Genomic DNA, 21,184 nt, shown 5'->3' with positions numbered 1-21,184 from the left:
GCCTAGGCCCGCCAACATGGCTCCATACTTGGAACCTTGAAGTCCTCTTCAAACAGGATTTTGAAGGCAGAGTCGAAGAAAGCCCTTTCATAGCGACCAACTGCGGACCGCTTTTGTCCGTAGAGGCGTTCAGAAAGAACATCCAGCCTTAGGAAGGTCTGCAGCGCATCGCTATCGTAACCATTTAGCTTATCTATCAGAGCACTGAGACTGCGCTGTATTGCCGCCAGTTTTGCCTTCGTTGCATCTGGATCGTCATCTTGCTCCATGCCAACACGACCAAGAATTGTAGTCGCTGCGGCAACGACAAAACCAATCCTCGCCGGTTTGCTATCAAAGATGCTACGTCCCTTTTTCACTTTTTGAGCGGTATCATCTGTCTGCCCTTCTATAGCAGCTTCGATTTCGGCATCGAAGCTGGAGAAGGCCTTATCTAGATCGACCATCATTTGAACGACCGGATAAAAGAAGTCGCGATACTTATGAGACGAGAGTGCTTCAGTCATATCAAGCCGCGAAAACTCGTCCGCCAACGTCTCTTGCGTATCTATGTCGGTCTTTCGAAGGCCAAAGGCGATGTAAAGCTCGACCAAATTGTCTGGAGCATACTCTCCCGCTTTCGCCCTCCTTTCGCCTGCATTTGTGTCTAGCACTCGCTCAAAATCGACCTGACCTTTCATCTCCTCGATCAACGGCGCATAGACGACTTGAAGCTGGCGGCTGAGGTTCCAAGGCACTTGCCCTGTGTTAAGAACCAGCATTCTGTATATGAGGCTTTCCGTGGTGTCAGCGATCCAGAATTCGACCCGCATAGGGTGCTCTTCGACGCTATTGCGGTTCTGGTCAAGAGCTTCCAACAGCGCAGTTGTACGCTGCATGCCGTCAATAATTGAAAGGGCCTCATAATAATCACTACTGATTGCCGTAACTGTGTCGGAAGTCGAATTTTCTTGGATAGATTTGATGAAGTCATTGTTGGCGACGACACCGATAACAATCGGTGGCAAAACCGCCCCTTTTACGATGTCATCGACCATCCGAGAACGAATTCTTCGGGCTGTCGTAGTCTTCAATGCATCACGTTGATGAGCCAAACCACCACGTTTTTGATAGGCGGAATCCACCAGATTAATATAATCTCTAACGGTCATCGCCGTCATAATTGAAATGCAGTTAACCCGTTGGTCATGCAGAAGTGTGTGGTCAATAGATGTCGCCATTACTTGTATGTCTTTCGTTCAGCTTTCACCGTGCAGAAAGGGGAGCCACCACCTTTGGTGACACCTGTCTCGTTTGCGCTTTGAGTATCACGGCAGATACGCTGTTTCATCAACGAACGTTCCCACATCTGTCTCCCGTATTGCCCCCGACTACTTCCATGCCTCTTGCGCGCGCCCCAATTGTCCGATCGCCAACGCCGAACAAACGTGCAATCTTAGCGGTAGCACGCCGCTCTGCATCTCGCAAATGCATGGGCCTTGCGGTCATTGAGCCCGCCCGAACGATCCAACCATTTTGTTGTCCCTATCCAGTCTGGGTCAGCTCACCCGAATCTATGCTTCGTCACTGGACAGTAAGGCCTCAAACTCCTCTCCGACTCGAAGGTTGCTGGGCTTCCATTCAGTTTCAGAGGGGCGAATTTCTGCTGCTCGGGTCCAACGAAATCCCTCTTTCTCGACTGGTGCCATCTCGACGAGTGAGTGACTAGCCAGTTCGCGTATCCTTTCCACGTCTCCTGCGGTTGCTCGCCCACTTGCTATCACCCGTGATGAAAAGGTCACTTGGACCAGCTTCCATCGTTTGCCCATCCTTTTCGCGACGTCGAATTCGTTGCGGGAAATGAATGCGCGGCCAGCCGTAGCGTCTACAGCGGCTTTGATTTCCAGTCCTATAGTTCGGAAACCATCGTTGAGCTCTATGTCATATCCATAGCGATCGGAAATGAGCGAAACATGTCGCGGATTGTAGCCATCGCGGCTCAAGGCAGACATTATCGCAAGTTCTCCGGCATCGCCTAGCAGCTTACGTAAATGTTCATCTGCTGCGCCATACACCTGTTGATGAGCCGTGACCAATATCTCTTCTAAATCATCTCCTAGCCATGAGATCGCGTTAAAGTCACGTTGTGGGATCAATTCAGGTGCCAAACGACCGTTGCTGACAACTGCTCTGAGCCAATTCGGCGGTCGGTTTCGCAGGAGTAGCCGAGCAATGCCTTTAAGAGTGGTCAGATCAGCTTCTCGATCCAACATGGATAGACCGCTTGCGGTGATTACACACGATTCAACTCTCGCTAAACCTACGTCCAGAAGTAAATTGGCCGTTCCCGCAAGATCCACTGAAGCGGCCATATGTGTTGGTTTGTCCAGCGCTGCCATAACCCACGAATGAACGTCGGGGCAATTCCTTACCCTGGCGCTAAAAGCCAAGAGGAAAACGGCATGACACCTGCCTCTGGTAGGTAGGTCAAGCATTTCCAGCTGCGATATGAGCGGCAATTGCCTGATAGTCGTCGTCAAATGCTGGCGTGCCCCCTGAGCCTTCATCCGCTGATGGCAACGCAATTTGGACAAGTCCCGGATCGTCCATCAATAATGACAGTGCGCCTACTTTCTCCGCGAGTCTTCCATCGACTGAGTCGTCGATTGATCCCGCGCTAATTAGCAAAGTGAAACGTGTGACTACTTCCTGGGATAGACCTAGCCGATGGATGCGATCCTGGCTTTGGAGAAAGTGCCCAGCGTTAAATGTTCTATCCAAATATACAGCATGATGGCACCAATGATGAAGGCTGACGCCTTCACCACAAGCAGCGGGGTTAGCTAAGAGTACAGCGCAAGACGGGTCGTGTCGGAAGCGTTCGAATTCCCGCTCGCGTGTAATGACTCCAGGAGGAGCCATCTCGTCAGAAGGTACCCCGCCATGAACAACAGCTGGTTGATACCGATCCAAGAGACGGGCTAGAGCCTTGAGGTTTTTTACAAAGCTGGACCAAATCAGAATTTTTTCGCCTTTTTCGACAGATTGTTTGACGATCGAACAAACACGCTGATACTTCCAAGGCTGTTCAAAGCTGCTGTAACGAGCTAGCAAATCGGCCAATGGTTCGTGGCCTTGAAGTTCCAACGGCGGATGCAGAAACGCCGGATCATCACTTTCGTCCGAACCAGCGGTAAGCAACATTGGGTTCGTTGCAGCCTCCAAAAGGTACATCACGATCCGCCCTAATCTTTGCATCTCGTGACGACCTCGGTCAGGAAGAGAAAACGTTGATCGATACTGACCTAGCAGAGCGTCGTAAATCGCTGCTTGAATGGGCGGCATAGGTTCCCGCACCACTTCGAAACTGGTAGGGGGCAGATCCAACTCCGCTTTTGCCGTACGGACAAAATATCGTCTTATTGCGCTATTAGTTTCAATGAGAACGTCTTCATCTCGACCTTTGCGTTCAAAGTATGCGGCGTCTGGAAGCACCTGCCTATCTTGTCCTGGGAAAAGGAAGCTTACCAATGCAACCAAGTCGAATGCGCCTTGGGGTGCAGGGGTTCCAGTGAGCACGTCCCGACGACGAGCCGCGTAGGCAAGGTCAAGAACGGCTCTCCCGTGCACACCTGCCGCCCCGCGCTTGACCCTATGTGCTTCATCAAGGATTACTTGTGTTGGTTCAGCGGCCACGAAGGATCGTACGGTATCATAGTCGCTCGCCGTACGATTGTAGTTGGATAGTAAGACCTCGGTATTTGCCGGTATGACCGTTCCTGCGCCAGCATGGATCAAGAGAAGCGGTGGCTTTTCAAAACAGGCCACAAGCTCCTCCTTCCACGCACCGAAGGCCGCGATCGGCCCAATTACGGCAAGGCGTCGAACGACGCCACGAGCGCGTAGAACAGCGTAGGCAGCTAACGCGACGGTAGTCTTTCCTGCGCCCGGCACAGAAAAATCCGCACCATGAGGAAGGCTCACAAGCCTAAGTAGATTTCTTGTTTGGAAACGCCTGAGCTTCCGTTTGAACCCAGCTTGCGAGAGTTCGTTTTCTAGAGCATCATGCGTCGCATCGTCTGCTGCTCCACCTTCAACGACCCTTTCACGCGCTATGCGATCTGACGCCATGGAACGGAGTTGGTCGGACAAAGTTGGGCCAGGCTGGACACGTTCACCGAAAACATCACGTAGTTCACGTAGGACGCTCAATTCCGAGAGGAAGACGTCCGCGTGAACGACCGTCCGAAGAGAAGATCCAGAGTCGATACCACGCGCCAAAGCCTCTTGAAGGCGCGCCCAAGCTCCTGGGTTCGCCTCTTCATCGCGTTCGATTATTACAGTAGGCCGGCCTTCGCGATACAGCTCAGCGGTGATCATTACAGTGTCTCTATTCTGCCGATGGCCGCCTTGACCTCAGCAATTTTGTCTTGGAACGCGTTCTCGTCCCACTCACTTTGAGATCTTGCCTTTGCTAGCGCGGCCCCAGCTCGGTTGATGTTCTCTTTTGCCAAGTCTAGCTTCTTAATTGGTGCGACAACTGCTTTCGCGTCCTTTACATTTTCACTCGCTTCTTTTGCAGCTGCATCGACCGCGCTCTTAACAGACGTCAACAGTTGCTCAACTGCGACCTCCTCGCCAGTCGGCAAAGTAACAATTTCCTCAGGTTGTTGTGCGGCCAGAAAAGACAGAACAGGATTGAGGTCTGGTGTACTTGACCCATTGCCTTCACCCAGAACATCATCCAACAAGTCAAAAGATGGATTATCGCCGCTATCAGAAGAGCTGTTAAGAAGAGACTTCAAAAACAAGTCATTAGAGAACTCCTCCCGCACAAATTCAACAGCGTCACTTCTCCTAAGATGTCTTAGATCACGGTAATTTGTCCCTGCGAGTGTTCCAAGAAAATATACGCTACGAACGGATGCTGCTTCTTGCGGTGACTTGCCGCGAACGTGGATTGCCAATTCTCGAAAAGCGGAGTTGTTGCCAACGAAATCCGCATGAAATTTCTTCCCATTGGATAGTGCGACTAGCTGGTGAAGTTGCTGAAGTTTTTCATACTGCTCTTGAACTTCATCCTTTTCAAGGCGCATTCTTTTCGCAACTTTCTCCCAGTTCTTATTTGATGATTCAAATATTTCTTCTATTAGAAGGGCTTCATTTACCCACGAATATTCCTCCCGATAATCCTTTGAAACTTGAAGCTCTGTCTCAAGATCAATCAATTCGTCCTTTGTAGCGTCTGCGGGCAGAACAAAGGCGCGGATGTAACGAGCATTTTCAACATGATTATCGAGCCAAAGCTTTCTTAAAGCGGCTGCGCGGCGATTTCCATTTATAAGAATTCCCTCGGCCGTCACTACCGCAGGTTCTTGCTGACCTCGCTCTTTCAGATCTCCCTTAAGCTCTTCGAAACCGCCTTGATCCGACAAGATTTTAAGTTGAATAGTTTGGGCCTGGTCTCCGAGTGGATCCTCAGTAAACAATGCGGCATTGCCGCTTTTGCGTATTTCGCGGTCCTGTTCAGCGCGTGTTCTGTGATTCAGCGTTGAAAAGCGCACCCATTCAATCGGCAAAGTTACGACGGGCAACTCCTTTTCCGGCCGAACCCATTGTGGCAGAAGCTGTTTGCTAGCTTTCTGAGCTCGAAGGGCTAGAAAACCCGCCCGCTCTTGGTCAATTACTGGGTTCAACGTGAATCACTCCTATACATTGTTGATGCACCTGCGCCGTACCTGGTCGAGATAGTCGTCCGGGTTCCTCGCCCTCCCTTAAGGAAGCCAATATGTCCAGTGAAGTGCGGTGCTTCCTGCTCGTCAATCCCAAAGGTCGAAAGAAGAGCGACAGGGAACCGACGACTGCGCTCGCCCGACCAGTTCCAATTTGAGGTGTTGGAGTCTTCGAGATTGTTCCGTTCCGGCATTACCCATATACACGGGGGCGGGATCGTTCGCCCCCTTAGCTCAATGGCTCTCGTTATTTTGGGACAAGGGCGTAGTGGGCTGCCACACATTGCATTGTGGAAAATAATACCATCGATAGAGTCGCTATAGGCGTCGGAGAAAAAGCGCTTTCGAAGGCGATTGACGCCCTTGGAGACGTGCTCACCCGGTTCATATTGTAGGCTGTCGCAAAGCCACCAAAGGTAAGTTTCCTGAGCCCATTCCGGTGTAGACCAAGCAACGCTGCTATGTGCTCCGTCAGGGCATCCTTTTTGAATAATTGCCACACTGCCAACGCCAGGAACTTGAAGGCGGTACACCGTATCCTTTCCGTACTCAGGCCTTTCAAACTCGCTAATGGCTCCAGAGCCTGTCATATATTTGAAGAGGTCGGTCAGAAACTCTCGGCGATCCGCATTGCCAGCCGCTGCACTTCCTCGAATCCGTTGGATTGCAGCAGGCAGCGCGAGCTCGAAATCCTGAACAGTCAGACCATGCTTCTGTAGAAAAGCATCGTCGCGTGCGATGGAATTTACAGCCTCCGCGACGAGGTCGATAACCTCGTCGGGGGGGCTCCTGGATGGTTGCAGGGGGTCGCGGTTTCGCCAGCCAAAGAGTGTTCCTTCAAGTTACAAAAACTGTTTCGCTATATCGGCATAATACTTACTGGAAACGGGCGGAAAGCTAAGATTTGCCATCTGTTTTATGGAGCGGAGAAAGGTATCAATTCGCTGTTTTGGTGTTTCTTGTCTTGTTTCACACTCCCATATCACCAAGGTTTCCCAACCTCCAACATGCAATTCCTCGAGTGTGGATTTGTCGCGCTCTTTATTCACTTGGATATTCTTTCTCCAGTAATCAGCGTTGGTTTTTGGCTGATGATTTCCACGCTTGCAGGTGTGTCCATGCCAAAAACAGCCGTGAACGAAGATCAATTTTCGATGCGGCCCAAAGACAAGATCGGGTTGGCCAGGAAGGTCACTACGGTGCAGTCGGTAGCGATATCCAAGTGAGTGAACCAAGCGGCGCACGACCATTTCAGGCGTAGTATCTTTGCATTTGACCGCCCGCTTGATCTGCGACCGTTTTGTGTCAGTCTTCGTCGCCACCGTTTTCCTCCCGGCCGACCTCGAGGCCAGTGTCGCCACCCAAGGCTTGATACCTCTGTTCCGCAAGCCACTGCAGACGCTTTGCCTGAACCAGGAGCACCCGGCGCAGCCCAACTTTCACATCTCGCTCCGCAATACCTTGGCTCAAACGGGAAATAACGGTTGCACGACGGAAAATCCTAAAGTCGGGATGGGAGCGAATTTCCAGTACGCTATCTGACACGATGCGACTTCTAATCGATTTTTGTGGAACAATTGGTTTCTTGGGCTTGGGTGGGTCTTTCTCATTGAGGATCGCACCAAATCTACTCTTCGCAATGAGATTTTGGTGAACGGCATATTCCAAAGCGTCTAGGTGCTCTGCGGCTTCTTTAAATTCCGACGGGTTCTTCTTTTTCGTGACGCCTTGATATTGAGGAAGTGGCCAAACCTCTATGTCCTTAACCTCTAATGGGTCAAGAATTGACTTCGCAACTGCGTCTGAACGTTGACCGGTCAGGTGGCGTCCAACCCGTCCACTTACTTGTTCTTTGGTTTGGCCAACATAGATCGGCTCACCATCGTAGTCGTAGAAGGCGTATACACCCCATCTAAAGCTACCAATTCGACCTGCCGTACCGGACACATCATCTTGGAACTCCGTAGCCATGAACCTCTTCAGGCTTTTGCGGAGTTCTTTCGTTTCGAACGCGGGCTGTTTTGTAGAAAACGGGTCTTTGTCGGGCATGCCGACTTTGTAATCTGAATCACGCTACTAGGGCGAGTCGATCCTTGCGAGCACTGGTTCGAAGATATTCTCGGCTAGATGCCTGACCACAGGCACCGCAACCCCATCACCCGCGAGTTTATAGGCATCGTTGTAGCGAGACGGCAGAACATAAGTGTCAGGCAGGCCCATGAGCGCGGCTGCTTCCCGCGGTGACAAAAGGCGAGAGCGAACTCTTTCTCCCTCAACCAACATGATCGTCTGACGGCTTGAACCACCCGCTGGTGTTCGCAGGCATCCCGCGACTTCGTCAAATCTCACTTCTGCACGTTGGCGCTTAATCCCGGCCTCATCCGGTCGGGTTCGACGATAAATAGTTCCTACGACCTTAGTCTTTTGTTCCTTCGCAGCTTCAACTTTCTTTCGGTTGTGGTCAGTCATCATGTCGAGAAGGTATTTGGTCTCTGCCTTCGTGTGCCACTTCACACCAGTTGGCTTTTCCTCGATCAGGCTTGATAGGTTAGTGTTGCGCAACGCAGGCACAGGTAAGTTCCACCATATCCACCGCTCGGCTGCAGCCTTCGATAGCAAACGATGCCCTTCCACAAGTGCAGGAGGATGCCAGAGTGTTGACGGGTCATTCTGCACAAGTTCATTCGGAATTTGAAGATCGCCACGGACGCCGATCATGAAAAACCGAGGGCGTGATTGAGGAAGAAAATGAACAGCATCGACGACAACCGCACCAAAGCGATATCCAAGTCCAGAGAAAGCAGCAGCCAAGGTCGCAAAATCGCGACCACCATTGCTAGTGATCGCACCGTACACGTTCTCCAAAGCTATCATCTTTGGCCCGCGTCCTGACGCGTGCAGCTGTCTAACCAGCTTCCAGAATGGCTTGAACATACCGCTGCGTTTTCCAGCTAGTCCTGCACCTTTGCCTGCAAGCGATAGGTCTTGGCAAGGGAATGAAGCCCACAAAAGGTCAGCCTTGTCCGGAATCTCATCTACGGTGACACTCGCAACATCCTTAAGCAGAAGTTCCTTTCCGCCGTGGTGGTTGGCTCGGTAACTCTCAGCTTTTTTGGCATCGATGTCGTTGGCGAAAAGGCACTCCCATCCTGCTTCAAGTCCGAAGCCTGCCATGCCTCCACCAGCAAAAAAGTCATAATATGTGTGCTTCATGTCGCCCTCGCCGCTAGATGTAGTTTATCGCAGCGGATAGTATTTGTTTCAAGCCTAAGAATAGCTCAACGCTGCGAGCGGGGACAGCGAATTTGGACGCGTTGGCGCTCCCACTCCACCGGAAACGGCTCCAGCAACCGCGACAGTGACAACTCCGGCTCCTGCTTCCCCTTCAGGATCGCCTCTATGGTGTCGGGCGCTAGTAGCGTCAGACGCAGGACGCGGGTCATGTATGACGGGGCGATGCCCTCGCGTTCCGCCATTTCGGCGATGGTGGCGAACTCGCCCGATTCCAGCATGCGCTTCCATCGGAATGCGCGAGCCAGCGCCTTCACCAGCGTGTTATCCGTTCGGCGCGGTTGCTTGGCGCATTCGGGCAGCTGGACCTCCCTTCGTCCGCCGCGTTTCACGACGCGGAATGGCACGTGCACCGTCACTGTGTCGGGGACCGGCGTCCTGCTGGTCATGCCGCCGCCTCTATGCCGCCTGCAAGCATTTCGCGCGCAAGGCCACTGAGCCCGTCAACGCGCAGCCTGACCTTTAGCCCACCTATGTCGATGTCGACGCGCTCGACCAGCAGCGCCACGATGCGGGCTTGTTCGGCGGGGAAGAGTTCGTCCCACAGCGGGTCAAGCTGTTGCAGGGCCACGCGAGCATCGGTCTCGGTGATGTCATCGGCGTTGGCGCGCGCCGCTTTCGACGTCCCGGCCACGATCTCGGGTTGGCGGAAGACGGTGCGAAGCTGATCGATGACAGCCGCCTCGATCTCTCCCGCGGGCACGCGGCCGATGGGGCATGTTCCAGCACCGCGCTTCAGAACTGTCTGGCTGAAATAGTAACGGTAGAGCTTGCCGCCCTTGCGCGTGTGCGTTGGCGAAAACGCCGCGCCGTCTGGTCCGTAGAGCAAACCTTTCAGCAGAGCTGGTGTTCTCGCGCGGGTTCGGGCGGCGCGTGTGCGGGGGCTTTTCTGCAAGATCGCATGCACTTTGTCCCAAACATCTTTTTCGACAATAGCGTCGTGCTCACCGGGATAACTGTTGCCCTTGTGGACCGCCTCGCCGATATAGGCGCGGTTGTTGAGCAGGCGGTAGATGAACTTTTTGTCCATGGGGTTGCCTCTTGGGGTCAGGACACCCTTGGCAGCGATTTCTCGGGCCAGTTCGGTGCCGGAGCCGACCCGGATGAACCGCTCGTAAACCCACCGCACATGGTCCGCTCGTTCTTCATCGATGACCAATTTCCGGTTCTCAACACGATAGCCGTAGGGCGGCACCCCGCCCATCCACATGCCTTTCTTCCGACTCGCGGCGAACTTGTCGCGGATGCGCTCTGCGGTTACCTCGCGCTCGAACTGTGCAAAGCTGAGCAGGATGTTCAACGTCAACCGACCCATGGAGGTGGTCGTGTTGAACGACTGTGTGACGGACACGAAGGTCACGCCGTTGCGGTCGAACACTTCCACCAGCTTGGCGAAGTCGGTCAGCGCGCGACTTAAGCGGTCGATCTTGTAAACCACGACCACGTCAACGAGACCGTCCTCAATGTCTTCCATCAGGCGCTGCAGGGCAGGGCGGTCCAATGTGCCGCCGGAAATACCGCCGTCGTCATACTGATCGCGGACCAGCACCCATCCTTCGGACCGTTGGCTAGCGATGTAGGCTTCGCAGGCCTCGCGTTGGGCATGCAGGCTGTTGAACTCTTGCTCCAGCCCTTCCTCGGAGGATTTACGCGTGTAGATCGCGCAGCGCAGTTTCCGGATAATCGGTTTGGTCATGCGCGCCTCCTATGGTTCTTTAGGCCGAAGAACACCCAGCCGTTCCATCGTGTGCCGGTGATGGCGCGGGCTATGGCCGACAGCGATTTGTAAGGGCGACCCTGCCATTCGAAACCGTCCGCAGTGACGGTGACGACGTGTTCGACACCTTGCCATTCACGGATCAGCCTCGTCCCGGTAACGGGCATCAGGTCAGCGCGAATGCGGCTCTTCTTACGATCGCCACCATCTAGCTGTTCGCCGAGAGCTTCCAGTCGTTTTACAGTTTCAGGTTTCAGTCCGCCGTAGGCGAGTTCTTGAATGCGATAGGCTAGGCGGCTCTCCAGAAAACGACGGTTGAACGGCGGTGGCTCGCTGTCGAACAGATCACGCCATTGCTGCTTCAGGTCTGGCGTGGATGTGGTCTTGAGTGCGGCCAGGCGAGCGGGAATGGGATCTAGATTGGTCATGTGTTCTCCTCTTGAGTTGGAGTTGCATGAGCGCTCTGGTCACGCGAATTGTGTAGGGAACTTTCTTCAATTTCGTCAGATAGTTCGCAGTTATCTCGCATCCGCAAGCGAACCAGGCCGTAGGCCAGAAGGCTGCACAGTTCGGTGCGGCGTTCCAATGGACGCATTCGCTCTGGTGGGAGCGCGTTCGCACCGTATCGGACGTGCGAAACAGTGTGATCGCCGACCGCGTCCATCAGCTGGTGGCGCCTTTTCGGCGTGCTTCTTCAAAGGCCAGGACGTCGGCTACCCGGTATCGAATGCTACCGCCGATTTCGTAAAAAGTCGGGCCGGTCTCGTATTGGCGCCAGCGTTGCAATGTGCGTCGGGACATCTGCCACCGATGCGCCAGTTTTCCTTCGCTGATATAGCCTTGTGGGTCATCAAATCGGCCGTCTGTCTGTAGGTGCTGCATGTTATCTGTCCGAATGGTTCGCTGCTACTCGAAATGTACAGATAAACCAGTGCATTAGCAGTAATCTTGACGTGACGGATCAACGACGGTGCGTGACATGGCGCCCTTCTAAGTCGCTGAAAACTATAGGATGAGCGCCACTAAGTGTGACATGATCAACCGATGGCGTGACAGCCATGAAATGGCGTCGCCGACGGCACTCAGTTCGTCTCGCGAGTCGGGGGGCTTTGCGCTCGTCCGCCGCGACGAGCCGGGTTCTAGGATCAAGCCGATACCCGTGCCTCGGGCGGTTCTGGATCAACAGGTCTTCACGCGGCTCAATGCCGTGTATTTCTTCAAAGAATGAAGCCAACTCTTCGCGGCAGCGCTTAACATTTGCACGGAACGCCTCCTTCGTCATATGGCCGCAGTCAATGGCGTCTTGAGCTGGGTGGAACGTGTAGTCTTCCGGCGATCTGCCTGCTGCTCTGTCTTCATCGAAAAAAGGCTTGAGGCCATGAGCAACCTTGGCGGGCATTCCGCTAACGCGACCGAGCCCCATGGCAGAGACCGCAAAGCTATCCTTGTCTCTTTCAAATGCGACCGTCAGCGCTGTCTCTGCATTGGGCACCGTATCGATTTCGTCTGCCGTGACCCAATCCTTGTTCCGATCGGTGGACGAAGGTCTCCAGGGGCGGGCTTATATCGTCAGCATTCTTCTGGCCGGCATGCATCACCAAGAGACAACTCACAGGTAATATTTGCTCCGCAATGTCGGCTGCGTGATCGGCAAGGGCCTTGGTGAGCACATTGCGGACAGCCTCGGAATGGCGTTGTTGCATTTTCAGAGTTCGGTCGAGCACCGCATTTGGTGTAAGGTCGGGGTAGCCCGAGATGATGCGACTGAGCTCCAAACCAAACTTATCCATCGCCTTCGTTCTGTCTAGTGACTTCATCCTTAGCGAATGACGCGTCCATTCAGAAGCGATGGTAATTGACTTGTTGGTCGGGCGTTCCCCAAAGAGGACATCGGTCTTGTAGTCTTCAGGCTTGTCGAAGCCGTCCAGCCGAGCGGCCAGGATGGCGAACCGCCGGTCAAGACACTGCGTGCACGCGCCGCAATGTGTGAATCTCTTGGTCTGATCTCGGATACTGGTGCAACTGACGGCCTTCGGGATATTTTCTGCCTCGCCGTATTCATCGATGCGACGGACCACTTCGGTTTTTGTGAGCCATTGAAACCGGTTTTCGATACGAGGAGTTTCAGGCCAACCGAGTGCGAGCACGCGGTTCATAAGTCTAAGAGAGAGTGGGTGCGTTGTGCGCGTGGCCATTGTTCCGGCGATCTGTTCAGAGATCGGGAGGTTTTGGCTGACAATGCCATTCTCGTAAAAACTAAGTCGGTCGGCGCCAAAGGCGCGAGCCACGGCGTGACCCAATGCCGTGAACAGGAGGGTGCGCGAACGCTGAGTTGAGTCGGCGGCCTCCTTGCCTGAGCGCCTGGCCAAAACGTGTATATGCAGAACCTGATCTGGGAAGCGATCAGCCAGGACTTTACCAAGTTCAACCTGTCGGGGGATGGCTTTCTGGGCTGATCTGTGGGTAACAAGCACCACCCGACGGTTTGTTGTTGCAAGGCTTTCCAAAGCTCCCGCAAAGGAGTCCAGGCCGCCGGAGAACATGATGACTTCATCGGCCTTGAAAGATTGTCCATCGGGGTCAAGATCAAGGAATGGCTCCGCGGGCAAGCCGAATTGATCTGAAACGAATTCGAACTGTACGTAATCCCCGGTCAGGAATTCAGTGGCCGTTCGGAGGGCTTCGACGACCTCGGGCTGGTTCCAAAACATGGGATCACGGACCGGAATACGGACCTCAAAGTCACGGCTCCAGCTTTCCCCCATGCCGGGCCTCGTGTCGCCTCCGCGACTGAACCCACTATCGGCGGCGAATACCGTTGCTGCAATTTCCAGGAAGTCGATTGTTCTGTCATCAAGTTCAGTCATCGCGGCAGCACGGATTGAATCAGTGCCGAGACGGAATGACGGATCGCGGCCATGGATGCGGACCACCAGTTCGTCGCCACTGGCGCCGTTTAGAATGCGCGCTTCAGGCATACTCTGCTCGCCGGAGCCGAAGCTCCTCGACGACCTTCTTTAGACAAACTGCGCCGAAGCGGGCGGCATCGGCCGTGATGATTTCGCCGCGCTCATATAATGTTTTGGCATACCAGCCGCCGGAGAACTCCTGGATGATGCGGGTTGCCTCATGGGTATAAGCGGCGAGTTCGTTTTCGAAGCCGGTTCGGTTGATGGCAATGCTCGATCGATCCGGGTCGACGGTGTAATTCGCAAGAGCACGTTCCAGGTAATACGCAAGTGTCGCCCGAGTGATGTTTGCGATGAAAGCACGGGTCAGTGCAGAAATCCCTTTAGAGTATGAGAGCTTGCGTGCAATTGCCTGAACGTCGTCTGTTGTCGCATCGAACAAACCCGGAAGAGCCTCGCCGATCATCTGGTTAAGTGTTTCGGAGAGGGCGCGGCCTGCAAGTTCACCCAAGTCGGTTCGGCGGTTGGTCGATCGTTTGACCTCGTCGAGCCGGGACGTCGCTGCGACAAGGAGGTCCAGCAATTGTGGTTGCTTTGCGATTGGCAGGTCATTCTTGCGCAAAGCGTCGGCAAAATTGTAGGACCGAGCGGCCGCTGGGATCATCAAGAGCAGTCTGACGGCTTCGACATAAACTGGATCATCTGAGGCGCCAAGAAGGTGCTTCTCAGCAGCTTCTGCACTCGCAGCGATAATGTCGCCGGCGTTGCCATCTTCTTCCAGCAGGTTGATTACCCGCTTCCATTTGACGGTTCGGGGGATCACCCCGAGTGTGTTGTGTCCCATTCAAGGGCCCTCCCGGCGTCATTTCAACCCCGACGGGAGAGGTTTGTCAAAAAGCTCTTTTTCCAAGCAAAGACTAGGCGCGCAGACTCCCGACTCGCGGAGTGCTCCTGCACCGAAATCAGGTGGTGTGAGTGTTCTCGCAGGTTCGTTGTCGTTGTTTGGCGCTAAATGTCGAAAAATGTCATTCTTACAGTGGTTTAAGAGATTTGATAGGGTTGTGGTGCCAGCTGCGATCTCTGAGTCAACACCTTAAATCGCAGATTGGACGTGATTGGCGGAGGGTTCGAATGACCATGGCGCCGATTGCGAAACGGCTCACCATGGGGCGGGGGCAAAAGCCAAGCGCAGTCCGAAAGGCCGAAGCGTGCTCCCCGGCACCAGACCCGGTGTCATTAAGTTGCGGCCAACCTCGAGGCGAGGGTCAAATCGATCTCGGGGGCCTGATGCGACGGGGTGGCTCCGGCCGAAACGTTTAGCAGCGGGCAGTGGGACCGGTCCGGGCGCATAGCCGGGGCTGGTCGTCCTATGCCTTCTGCTCAAGGGTTCACCAGCCGAAACACAGTACTTATAGAGCAACATGCCGCGGATTACTGATACGCGCGCGAGGCGAAACGAGCTGGGTTAGTTGGTTGGTGTTTGACGCCCGCATTGCAACTCTAAACGGGTTTAGTATCAACACCGATAGCCAATAGATGGCGGCTGCAAATTGAGCCCGTCGGCACCCTTCTGAACAGCACGAGACCGCCGAGGATCACAACTCAGTTGCTCAGATGAACGTTGGACCATCTTGGCTGTTAGTCGGATAGCCACTTTTGCGCGTCGTACCGTTCTTTTGCGGAATTGACGATCGTTATGGGCATGTTCGAAGGTTGTGCCACCTGCTCACCCTCCGGCGCACGCCCATATGTCTCAAGGGATGTCCAATCTGGAGTATTGCTATCCAGTTGGGAGGGGCATCCTCACCACTAACAAAACTTTACGGAGGCAGAAGGACCGCGACAGGTGTGATGCGACTATTGTTGACATAGTATTATATGTCTCATAATTTGGGATCAAATCTCGGAAAGTGGACAATGACTTCAAAACTGCTCACTCGATATCATAATGTACTGTCCACTGTCGCCGGCGCTGACAATGGAATAAGCGCAGCAGCGATTGCCGAGGCGGTAGATCTGCCACGCTCGACCGCGCACCGCTTAGCGCTTGCGCTATGCGAAGTCGCTTATCTACAGCAAAATGAATCGTCGATCTTCGTTCTTGGTCCTGCGCTCGATGACATTCTTATCCCACGCCTCTTCAATTCGCAGCGTTCCAGCACCATCCTTCCTGTGCTGTTGAACCTTGCAAACGAACTTCAGGAGACATCCTTTTTCGCGCGCAGACATTGCGGGCGGATCGAGATTGTCGATGCTCTACCCGTTCCGGGCACGCACCAATCCTACATCTTTCCCGGTCTGGGCGATCGACCGCTTGATAAATGCTCGTCTAGTAAGGCGATCTTGGCATTTTGCGAGCAGCAGGACGTGGAAGCTTGGTTTGAACAAGCGCGGGGAGAAGTGGGGGCGCCGGAATTGGAGTACCCGACCGCGACCTTCTGGGCCGAACTCGGGGATGTCCGTGACGCGGGCTATGCGGTTTGTGACGGTGAAATAGATGAGGGCGTGATTTCGATCGCTTCGCCCGTTTTCGTCGAACCATTTGGTGCGATTTACAGCATTGGCGTAACTGGGCCGACAGCCCGAATGAAATCACAGTCGATAGAGGATGTGGCGGGGCAGGTGCGTGCCGCCGCAAAGACGGCCGCGGCCAGACTTGTCGCGCACTCGGCAAATATGGGCTCTAAGCCTAGTCGAAAATAAATCAGTTTTCTTGTGGAGGAGAAACGAAAATGACCAACAGATTGAAGGATTGCTTGACGCGCGGTGGAGTACTTGCCGCTTGTTTGGGGCTATTCGCAGTACCTGCGGGTGCCGAAGAGAAGATTACGCTAAAGCTCGCCGATTGGATGCCCGTTAGCCACTATACCGTGACAAATGCGGCGGAACCTTTCATGGCCAAGGCCAAGGAGCTCTCGGGCGGTAGTATCGACATCCAATATTTCCCGGGAGGCCAGCTTGGCAAAGGGCAGGATGCTTTGCGCTTGGTGCAGACCGGTGTCGCCGATATTGCGAATATTTCCCCGGCCTATATTTCCGACAAATTCGTGCTCAGTTCTGTGGCCGAGCTTCCCGCGATGTTTGAGACCGCATGCAAAGGGTCTGACGCGTTTGAGAAACTCGCCACCGACGGTGGCGTTCTCGCTGAGAACGAGTTCACACCCTATAATGTGCGTGTTTTGGTTTCGATTGCCTACGCGCCTTACAAAATCGTCACGGTCTCGAAGAAGGTTGAAACTGTTGAGGACTTCAAGGGCCTCAAGATCCGAACGGCTGGAGGCGCTATGGATATGACCGCAAATGCGCTCAATGCGGTTTCGGTTCGTATGCCTGGCCCTGACATTTTGGCTTCCATGACACGTGGAACGCTTGATGGTTCCTTTGCGCCCCTTCAAAGCGTCAAAGTGTTCGACCTGCAGTCAGTGCTCAAGCATCAAACCACCGACGTGAGTCTTGGTAGCTTCATCACCGTATACGCCATCAGTGATCGCGCATGGAACTCTCTCTCTGATGCGCAGAAACAGGCATTGACAGAGGCGGGGGCCTTCGCGACGCAAAACCATTGTAATTATGTTGATGCGCAGGAGCCCAAAGTCATTGCGGAACTGACTGATTTCGGCATGGAGCCTAACACAATGGCCGAGGGAGAGTTGGCTAAGCTAAATGAGCAGCTTGCCACCGTGCAGGATGGCTGGGCCGAGAAAGTGGACCAACTCGGGAAACCTGGGTCGGAAGTCCTGAAAGCTTTCCAAGCCGCTCTCGGAGACGAGTAAGGTTTCATAGCTCCCCGCTAAACTGACTTCGGCGGCCAGCTGAGACCGGCATATTGCATACCGGTCCCAGCTGTAGCCGCCGGGAGTGGGGCTTATTTCGCAACTCATGTGACGTCACGATGCCTCGACGCCGAGAGGAGAATGCCTCCATGCCCAATGCACTTATCCAGGCCGATCGATATCTGAAAGCAATCGATATTGTCCTGGCCGCTTTGGCCGCGACAGCGATTTTTTCTATGATGTTGATCACGGCGACTGACGTGTTGATGCGTTACGCGTTCAACGACCCGCTTGAATGGGTCTATGACCTTACGGTTCATTACCTCCTCATTGCAGGCTTCTTTCTCGGGTTGTCTTATACGCTGCGTCTCAATCACCATATCACGGTAGACTTTTTCGCCCGAAAAATGCGTCCACGTGCCTACCATGCTGCTATGGCGATTGGCTGCCTGTTGACGAGTGGGGTGTTTTTTCTGGTCGCTTGGTTGGGCGCACACGAAGCCTATAGCTCATGGAAAAGCGGTGACGTTCTTTTCGGGGCTGTCATCTGGCCGATCTGGCCCAGCAAGTTGATTGTTCCGCTTGGCATGGCCCCACTGGCCTTGCGCGCCATGCTCCGCATGATGGCCCATCTCTGTGCGGCTTCCGACCTCAGCATTGCCGATGCGCTCGAAATCAACATCGACGCTCACGCCATCCCGAAGGAATAAGTCATGTTGGTTGCCGTTACTGTCGTCATTCTTCTTGCCGCGCTTAGCGTCGGCATCCCTGTTGCTTTCAGCCTCGCAATTGCGGGCGCTGCCGGTCTCTATATGTTCGGGGGGGGGCAGCTTTTGCTTGGTATCCTTTCGACCGCACCTGCCTCAGCGATCAGTACCTATGAATTTCTGACCATTCCGATGTTTCTGCTGATGGCCGAATTCATGATCGCGAGCCGGATCTCAAGTTCTCTCTTCTTCGCTTTTGCTCGCTGGACAAGCTGGTTTCCGGGCGGGCTCGGTATTGCGACGGCGCTGACTGGTGCGGCCTTCGGCGCGATCTCTGGATCGAGCACAGCCGCAGCTGCGACCTTGTCCTCGTCCAGTATCCCCGCAATGACCGAAGAAGGGTATGATCGTAGCTTCGCAAGTGGCATCGTTTCCATCGCCGGAACGCTTGCCATGCTCATTCCACCAAGCGTCGCCATCATTTTTTACGGGCTTCTGACTGGAACCAGCGTGGCCAAACTTCTGGTGGCGGGAATTGTGCCTGGCCTCCTCGTAACTTTTGTCATCATCCTCACTATCTGGCTGCTGATCTGGCGTAATCCATCCTTGGCCCCTACAAAGCGCCACTATACCTGGAAAGAGCGGTTCAATTCGCTGAGTGTCGCCGGACCTTTCCTCGGTCTGTTTATTCTTGTGACCGGACTCATCTACCTTGGCATCGCGACACCCGTCGAAGCCTCGGCGCTCGGCGCTTTAGGCGCTTTCACTTTCACCATTCTGGTCGGCCAGATGACATGGGCGACGTTCAAACGTGCGTTGCTGAGCACCGTGCTTACGTCCTCAATGATTGGTCTCATCGTGATCTCTGCGCAGATCTTTGGGTTCTTCATTACCATTACGCAGGTGACGCAAAACCTTGTCGGGTTTGTCGCGGCTTATGACCTGCAACCCTATATGGTGATGATATTCTTAGTTGTGCTCTACCTCGTGCTAGGGTGCTTCCTCGACCAACTTTCAATCCTGATCCTAACGGTGCCAGTCGTCTTCCCGGTCGTGTTGTCGCTTGGATATGATCCGGTCTGGTTTGGTATCGTCATTATCCTTCTGGCAGAGGTCGGAATGGTCACTCCGCCCATTGGGCTCAATGTGTATGTCGTCGCCCGGACCACCAATCAGCCGGTCGAGAGTGTCTTTGCAGGTGTCTGGCCGCACGTCGCAGGCCATCTGCTGCTGATCATCTTGATGCTGGTCTTTCCACAAATTGTCCTGTGGCTACCCGAGAACATGGCGCGATGAAAATGCGTGCCGTCCTCTGTGAAAAGCTCGGCTGGCCAGCGACTTTGCCTGTCGCCGAGGTCGCCGTCCCGCAGCCCGGCGCGGGCCAGATGTTGGTCGAAGTCGCCGCCGCCGGTCTGAACTTTGCCGACCAGCTACTGATTGGCGGCTCCTATCAAGAAAAGATGACCCCGCCTTTTGTTCCGGGGGCAGAGCTTGCTGGCACCGTCGTCGAAGTGGCCCCGGATGTGACAAGGTTCCGCGTCGGTGACCGCGTCATGGGACAAGTTAACTCAGGCGCCTATGCCGAGTTTGCTTTGCTGGACGCTCATCGCGCTCAGTACGTGCCCTCCAGAATGCCGTTCGATGAAGCGGCAGGTTTCTTCATTCCCTATGGCACCGCAGCGTGCGGATTGTACGAGCGCGCGCGCTTGAAAGAGGACGAAACTGTGCTCGTCACAGGGGCAGCAGGCGGGGTAGGTCGAGCGGCAGTCGAGCTCGCCAAGGCGCGTGGTAGGCATGTGATCGCTATAGCGAGCGGTGAACAGCGCCGTTCCGGCTTGCGCGACATTGGCGGGATCACTGTGTTCGATACGGACGCGTCTAAGCTGAACGAGCGTGTCAAGGATGCGACCGCTGGCGCAGGAGTCGATATTGTCTTTGACGTAGTCGGTGGGAAACTGGCCCAGCAAGCGATGCGAACGTTGCGCGTTGAAGGACGGTTCGTGATGGCTGGCTTTGCCAGTGGTGACCTCCCGGAACTTCGGGCCAACCACTTGCTTGTCAAGAATATCGATGTCGTCGGTTTTTACTGGGGCGCCTATCAAGCGCGCTTCCCTGACCGGACCGATGCGCTCTTCGAAGACCTTCGCCGCCTCTATGTCCAAGGCGTGATCAAACCACATACCTCCGCGCGTTTCCCAATTGAACAATTCAACGAAGCAATGGCCGAACTGCTCAAGCGCAAGCATATCGGCAAAATCATCATGGACCCGAAACTATGACAAACCCATCCCCTGTTCGTATCGAAAAACTTCCCGAGGCCCCTGAAATTGCAGTGGTTACTCTAAACCGGCCGGCGCAGAAAAACGCGATCAACGACGCGATAATCGATGGGCTGACAGACGCGGCCCGGCGCTTTCACGACGATGCCGCGACCAAAGTGATCATCTTACGTGGTGAGGGCGGATTCTTCTGCGCAGGCGCTGACATCTCGACTTTCGCGACCATAGAGAACGAGAATGACGTGAACAGCGTGCGGCGCATGACGCACAAGGGTGGACGGCTTTGTACAGAATGGGAAACCTTGCCGCAACTGACGATCGCCGCGATCACCGGTGGCGCAGTCGGAGGCGGGTTAGCGTTGGCTATGTCATGTGATTGGCGGGTCATGAGCGCAGACTCATGGGTCTATGTTCCCGAGGCCCGCCTTGGACTGATCTACGGCTGGAACACCGTTCCTAGATTGACGCGCCTGATTGGCCCGTCCCGGACCAAGATGCTTTCGATCCTTTGCCGTCGCCATTCCGCTTCGGAGTGCGACAAATGGGGCCTGACAGATATCGTGGCTGATACGCTGACTGCAGACGAAACGGCGATTTCTCTGGCCAAGGAAACCTGCAGCATTCCCCGGCTTGCCGCACAGATGATCAAGCGTTCAACCAATGCCGCGGCGAACGCACTCTCGGCTTCGACCAGCTACGCGGACATGGATGACATGCTGGTCTGCATGACAGACCCTGAAGGCAACGCCGCGCGCGAAGCCTTCATCGCTGGAATCAAGGGCAAGGGAGAGAAGTAA

At 54.4% G+C, this 21,184-nt stretch carries 19 protein-coding genes; 6 read left to right on the top strand and 13 right to left on the bottom strand.

Translation table 11 applies throughout. The features are described 5' to 3' along the window. Positions 1–2 precede the first annotated feature (2 nt). The 13 genes from N4R57_12025 to N4R57_11965 form a co-directional block, all read right to left on the bottom strand. A complete protein-coding gene (locus N4R57_12025; protein ID UYV35792.1) occupies positions 3–1,220 on the bottom strand; it encodes a hypothetical protein in 1,218 nt (405 codons plus the stop codon). A 333-nt stretch (positions 1,221–1,553) separates the two neighbouring features. Continuing rightward, positions 1,554–2,252, bottom strand: coding sequence for a DUF3883 domain-containing protein (locus N4R57_12020; GenBank protein ID UYV35791.1), 699 nt, complete (start codon positions 2,250–2,252; stop codon positions 1,554–1,556). Positions 2,253–2,466: 214 nt separating this feature from the next. Next, positions 2,467–4,359 (bottom strand): DEAD/DEAH box helicase, encoded by a 1,893-nt coding sequence (locus N4R57_12015; GenBank protein UYV35790.1) that lies wholly within the window; start codon positions 4,357–4,359, stop codon positions 2,467–2,469. Further along, on the bottom strand, positions 4,359–5,675 hold the full coding sequence (locus tag N4R57_12010) for a ParB N-terminal domain-containing protein (protein ID UYV35789.1): 1,317 nt from the start codon (positions 5,673–5,675) through the stop codon (positions 4,359–4,361). Before N4R57_12010 ends, N4R57_12015 begins: the two co-directional genes overlap by 1 nt. 878 nt (positions 5,676–6,553) lie before the next feature. Next, a complete protein-coding gene (locus tag N4R57_12005; protein UYV35788.1) occupies positions 6,554–7,033 on the bottom strand; it encodes a very short patch repair endonuclease in 480 nt (159 codons plus the stop codon). Then, positions 7,017–7,760, bottom strand: a complete 744-nt coding sequence (locus N4R57_12000) for a GIY-YIG nuclease family protein (protein ID UYV35787.1) — start codon at positions 7,758–7,760, stop codon at positions 7,017–7,019. Before N4R57_12000 ends, N4R57_12005 begins: the two co-directional genes overlap by 17 nt. Before the next feature lie 27 nt (positions 7,761–7,787). Next, on the bottom strand, positions 7,788–8,924 hold the full coding sequence (locus N4R57_11995; GenBank protein ID UYV35786.1) for a DNA cytosine methyltransferase: 1,137 nt from the start codon (positions 8,922–8,924) through the stop codon (positions 7,788–7,790). 65 nt (positions 8,925–8,989) lie between these two features. Beyond that, positions 8,990–9,391, bottom strand: a complete 402-nt coding sequence (locus tag N4R57_11990; GenBank protein UYV35785.1) for a hypothetical protein — start codon at positions 9,389–9,391, stop codon at positions 8,990–8,992. After that, a complete protein-coding gene (locus N4R57_11985; protein ID UYV35784.1) occupies positions 9,388–10,698 on the bottom strand; it encodes a recombinase family protein in 1,311 nt (436 codons plus the stop codon). Before N4R57_11985 ends, N4R57_11990 begins: the two co-directional genes overlap by 4 nt. Beyond that, entirely contained in the window at positions 10,695–11,147 is a 453-nt protein-coding gene (locus tag N4R57_11980) for a DUF2924 domain-containing protein (GenBank protein ID UYV35783.1), read from the bottom strand. Before N4R57_11980 ends, N4R57_11985 begins: the two co-directional genes overlap by 4 nt. A gap of 235 nt (positions 11,148–11,382) precedes the next feature. Next, positions 11,383–11,601 (bottom strand): helix-turn-helix domain-containing protein, encoded by a 219-nt coding sequence (locus N4R57_11975; protein UYV35782.1) that lies wholly within the window; start codon positions 11,599–11,601, stop codon positions 11,383–11,385. 572 nt (positions 11,602–12,173) lie between these two features. After that, on the bottom strand, positions 12,174–13,697 hold the full coding sequence (locus N4R57_11970; protein ID UYV35781.1) for a 7-cyano-7-deazaguanine synthase: 1,524 nt from the start codon (positions 13,695–13,697) through the stop codon (positions 12,174–12,176). Further along, positions 13,690–14,472 (bottom strand): hypothetical protein, encoded by a 783-nt coding sequence (locus tag N4R57_11965; GenBank protein UYV35780.1) that lies wholly within the window; start codon positions 14,470–14,472, stop codon positions 13,690–13,692. The genes N4R57_11970 and N4R57_11965 overlap by 8 nt, the downstream gene beginning before the upstream one ends. A 1,073-nt stretch (positions 14,473–15,545) precedes the next feature. On the opposite strand from N4R57_11965, the gene N4R57_11960 reads away from it, so the two are divergent. From N4R57_11960 to N4R57_11935, 6 genes are all read left to right on the top strand, one after another. Next, on the top strand, positions 15,546–16,331 hold the full coding sequence (locus N4R57_11960; protein UYV35779.1) for a helix-turn-helix domain-containing protein: 786 nt from the start codon (positions 15,546–15,548) through the stop codon (positions 16,329–16,331). 29 nt (positions 16,332–16,360) lie between these two features. Beyond that, entirely contained in the window at positions 16,361–17,401 is a 1,041-nt protein-coding gene (dctP, locus tag N4R57_11955; GenBank protein ID UYV35778.1) for a TRAP transporter substrate-binding protein DctP, read from the top strand. A gap of 149 nt (positions 17,402–17,550) precedes the next feature. Next, positions 17,551–18,111 carry a TRAP transporter small permease subunit gene (locus tag N4R57_11950; protein UYV35777.1) on the top strand — a complete coding sequence of 187 codons (561 nt, stop codon included), beginning with the start codon at positions 17,551–17,553 and terminating at the stop codon, positions 18,109–18,111. A gap of 3 nt (positions 18,112–18,114) precedes the next feature. Further along, a complete protein-coding gene (locus N4R57_11945) occupies positions 18,115–19,404 on the top strand; it encodes a TRAP transporter large permease (GenBank protein UYV35776.1) in 1,290 nt (429 codons plus the stop codon). Further along, positions 19,401–20,387 carry an NADPH:quinone oxidoreductase family protein gene (locus tag N4R57_11940; GenBank protein UYV35775.1) on the top strand — a complete coding sequence of 329 codons (987 nt, stop codon included), beginning with the start codon at positions 19,401–19,403 and terminating at the stop codon, positions 20,385–20,387. The genes N4R57_11945 and N4R57_11940 overlap by 4 nt, the downstream gene beginning before the upstream one ends. Continuing rightward, complete coding sequence (locus N4R57_11935; protein ID UYV35774.1) at positions 20,384–21,184, top strand: enoyl-CoA hydratase/isomerase family protein; 801 nt, start codon at positions 20,384–20,386, stop codon at positions 21,182–21,184. The genes N4R57_11940 and N4R57_11935 overlap by 4 nt, the downstream gene beginning before the upstream one ends.

The organism is Rhodobacteraceae bacterium D3-12, assembly GCA_025916135.1.
GTDB lineage: Bacteria > Pseudomonadota > Alphaproteobacteria > Rhodobacterales > Rhodobacteraceae > JAKGBX01.
This window is presented reverse-complemented; position numbering and strand designations above follow the sequence as displayed.

Coding starts and splice junctions, on each gene's coding strand:
- N4R57_12025 (UYV35792.1), bottom strand. CDS start 1,220: ATGGCGACATCTATTGACCACACACTTCTGCATGACCAACGGGTTAAC.
- N4R57_12020 (UYV35791.1), bottom strand. CDS start 2,252: ATGTTGGATCGAGAAGCTGATCTGACCACTCTTAAAGGCATTGCTCGG.
- N4R57_12015 (UYV35790.1), bottom strand. CDS start 4,359: ATGATCACCGCTGAGCTGTATCGCGAAGGCCGGCCTACTGTAATAATC.
- N4R57_12000 (UYV35787.1), bottom strand. CDS start 7,760: ATGCCCGACAAAGACCCGTTTTCTACAAAACAGCCCGCGTTCGAAACG.
- N4R57_11995 (UYV35786.1), bottom strand. CDS start 8,924: ATGAAGCACACATATTATGACTTTTTTGCTGGTGGAGGCATGGCAGGC.
- N4R57_11990 (UYV35785.1), bottom strand. CDS start 9,391: ATGACCAGCAGGACGCCGGTCCCCGACACAGTGACGGTGCACGTGCCA.
- N4R57_11985 (UYV35784.1), bottom strand. CDS start 10,698: ATGACCAAACCGATTATCCGGAAACTGCGCTGCGCGATCTACACGCGT.
- N4R57_11980 (UYV35783.1), bottom strand. CDS start 11,147: ATGACCAATCTAGATCCCATTCCCGCTCGCCTGGCCGCACTCAAGACC.
- N4R57_11975 (UYV35782.1), bottom strand. CDS start 11,601: ATGCAGCACCTACAGACAGACGGCCGATTTGATGACCCACAAGGCTAT.
- N4R57_11970 (UYV35781.1), bottom strand. CDS start 13,697: ATGCCTGAAGCGCGCATTCTAAACGGCGCCAGTGGCGACGAACTGGTG.
- N4R57_11965 (UYV35780.1), bottom strand. CDS start 14,472: ATGGGACACAACACACTCGGGGTGATCCCCCGAACCGTCAAATGGAAG.
- N4R57_11960 (UYV35779.1), top strand. CDS start 15,546: ATGACTTCAAAACTGCTCACTCGATATCATAATGTACTGTCCACTGTC.
- dctP (UYV35778.1), top strand. CDS start 16,361: ATGACCAACAGATTGAAGGATTGCTTGACGCGCGGTGGAGTACTTGCC.
- N4R57_11950 (UYV35777.1), top strand. CDS start 17,551: ATGCCCAATGCACTTATCCAGGCCGATCGATATCTGAAAGCAATCGAT.
- N4R57_11945 (UYV35776.1), top strand. CDS start 18,115: ATGTTGGTTGCCGTTACTGTCGTCATTCTTCTTGCCGCGCTTAGCGTC.
- N4R57_11940 (UYV35775.1), top strand. CDS start 19,401: ATGAAAATGCGTGCCGTCCTCTGTGAAAAGCTCGGCTGGCCAGCGACT.
- N4R57_11935 (UYV35774.1), top strand. CDS start 20,384: ATGACAAACCCATCCCCTGTTCGTATCGAAAAACTTCCCGAGGCCCCT.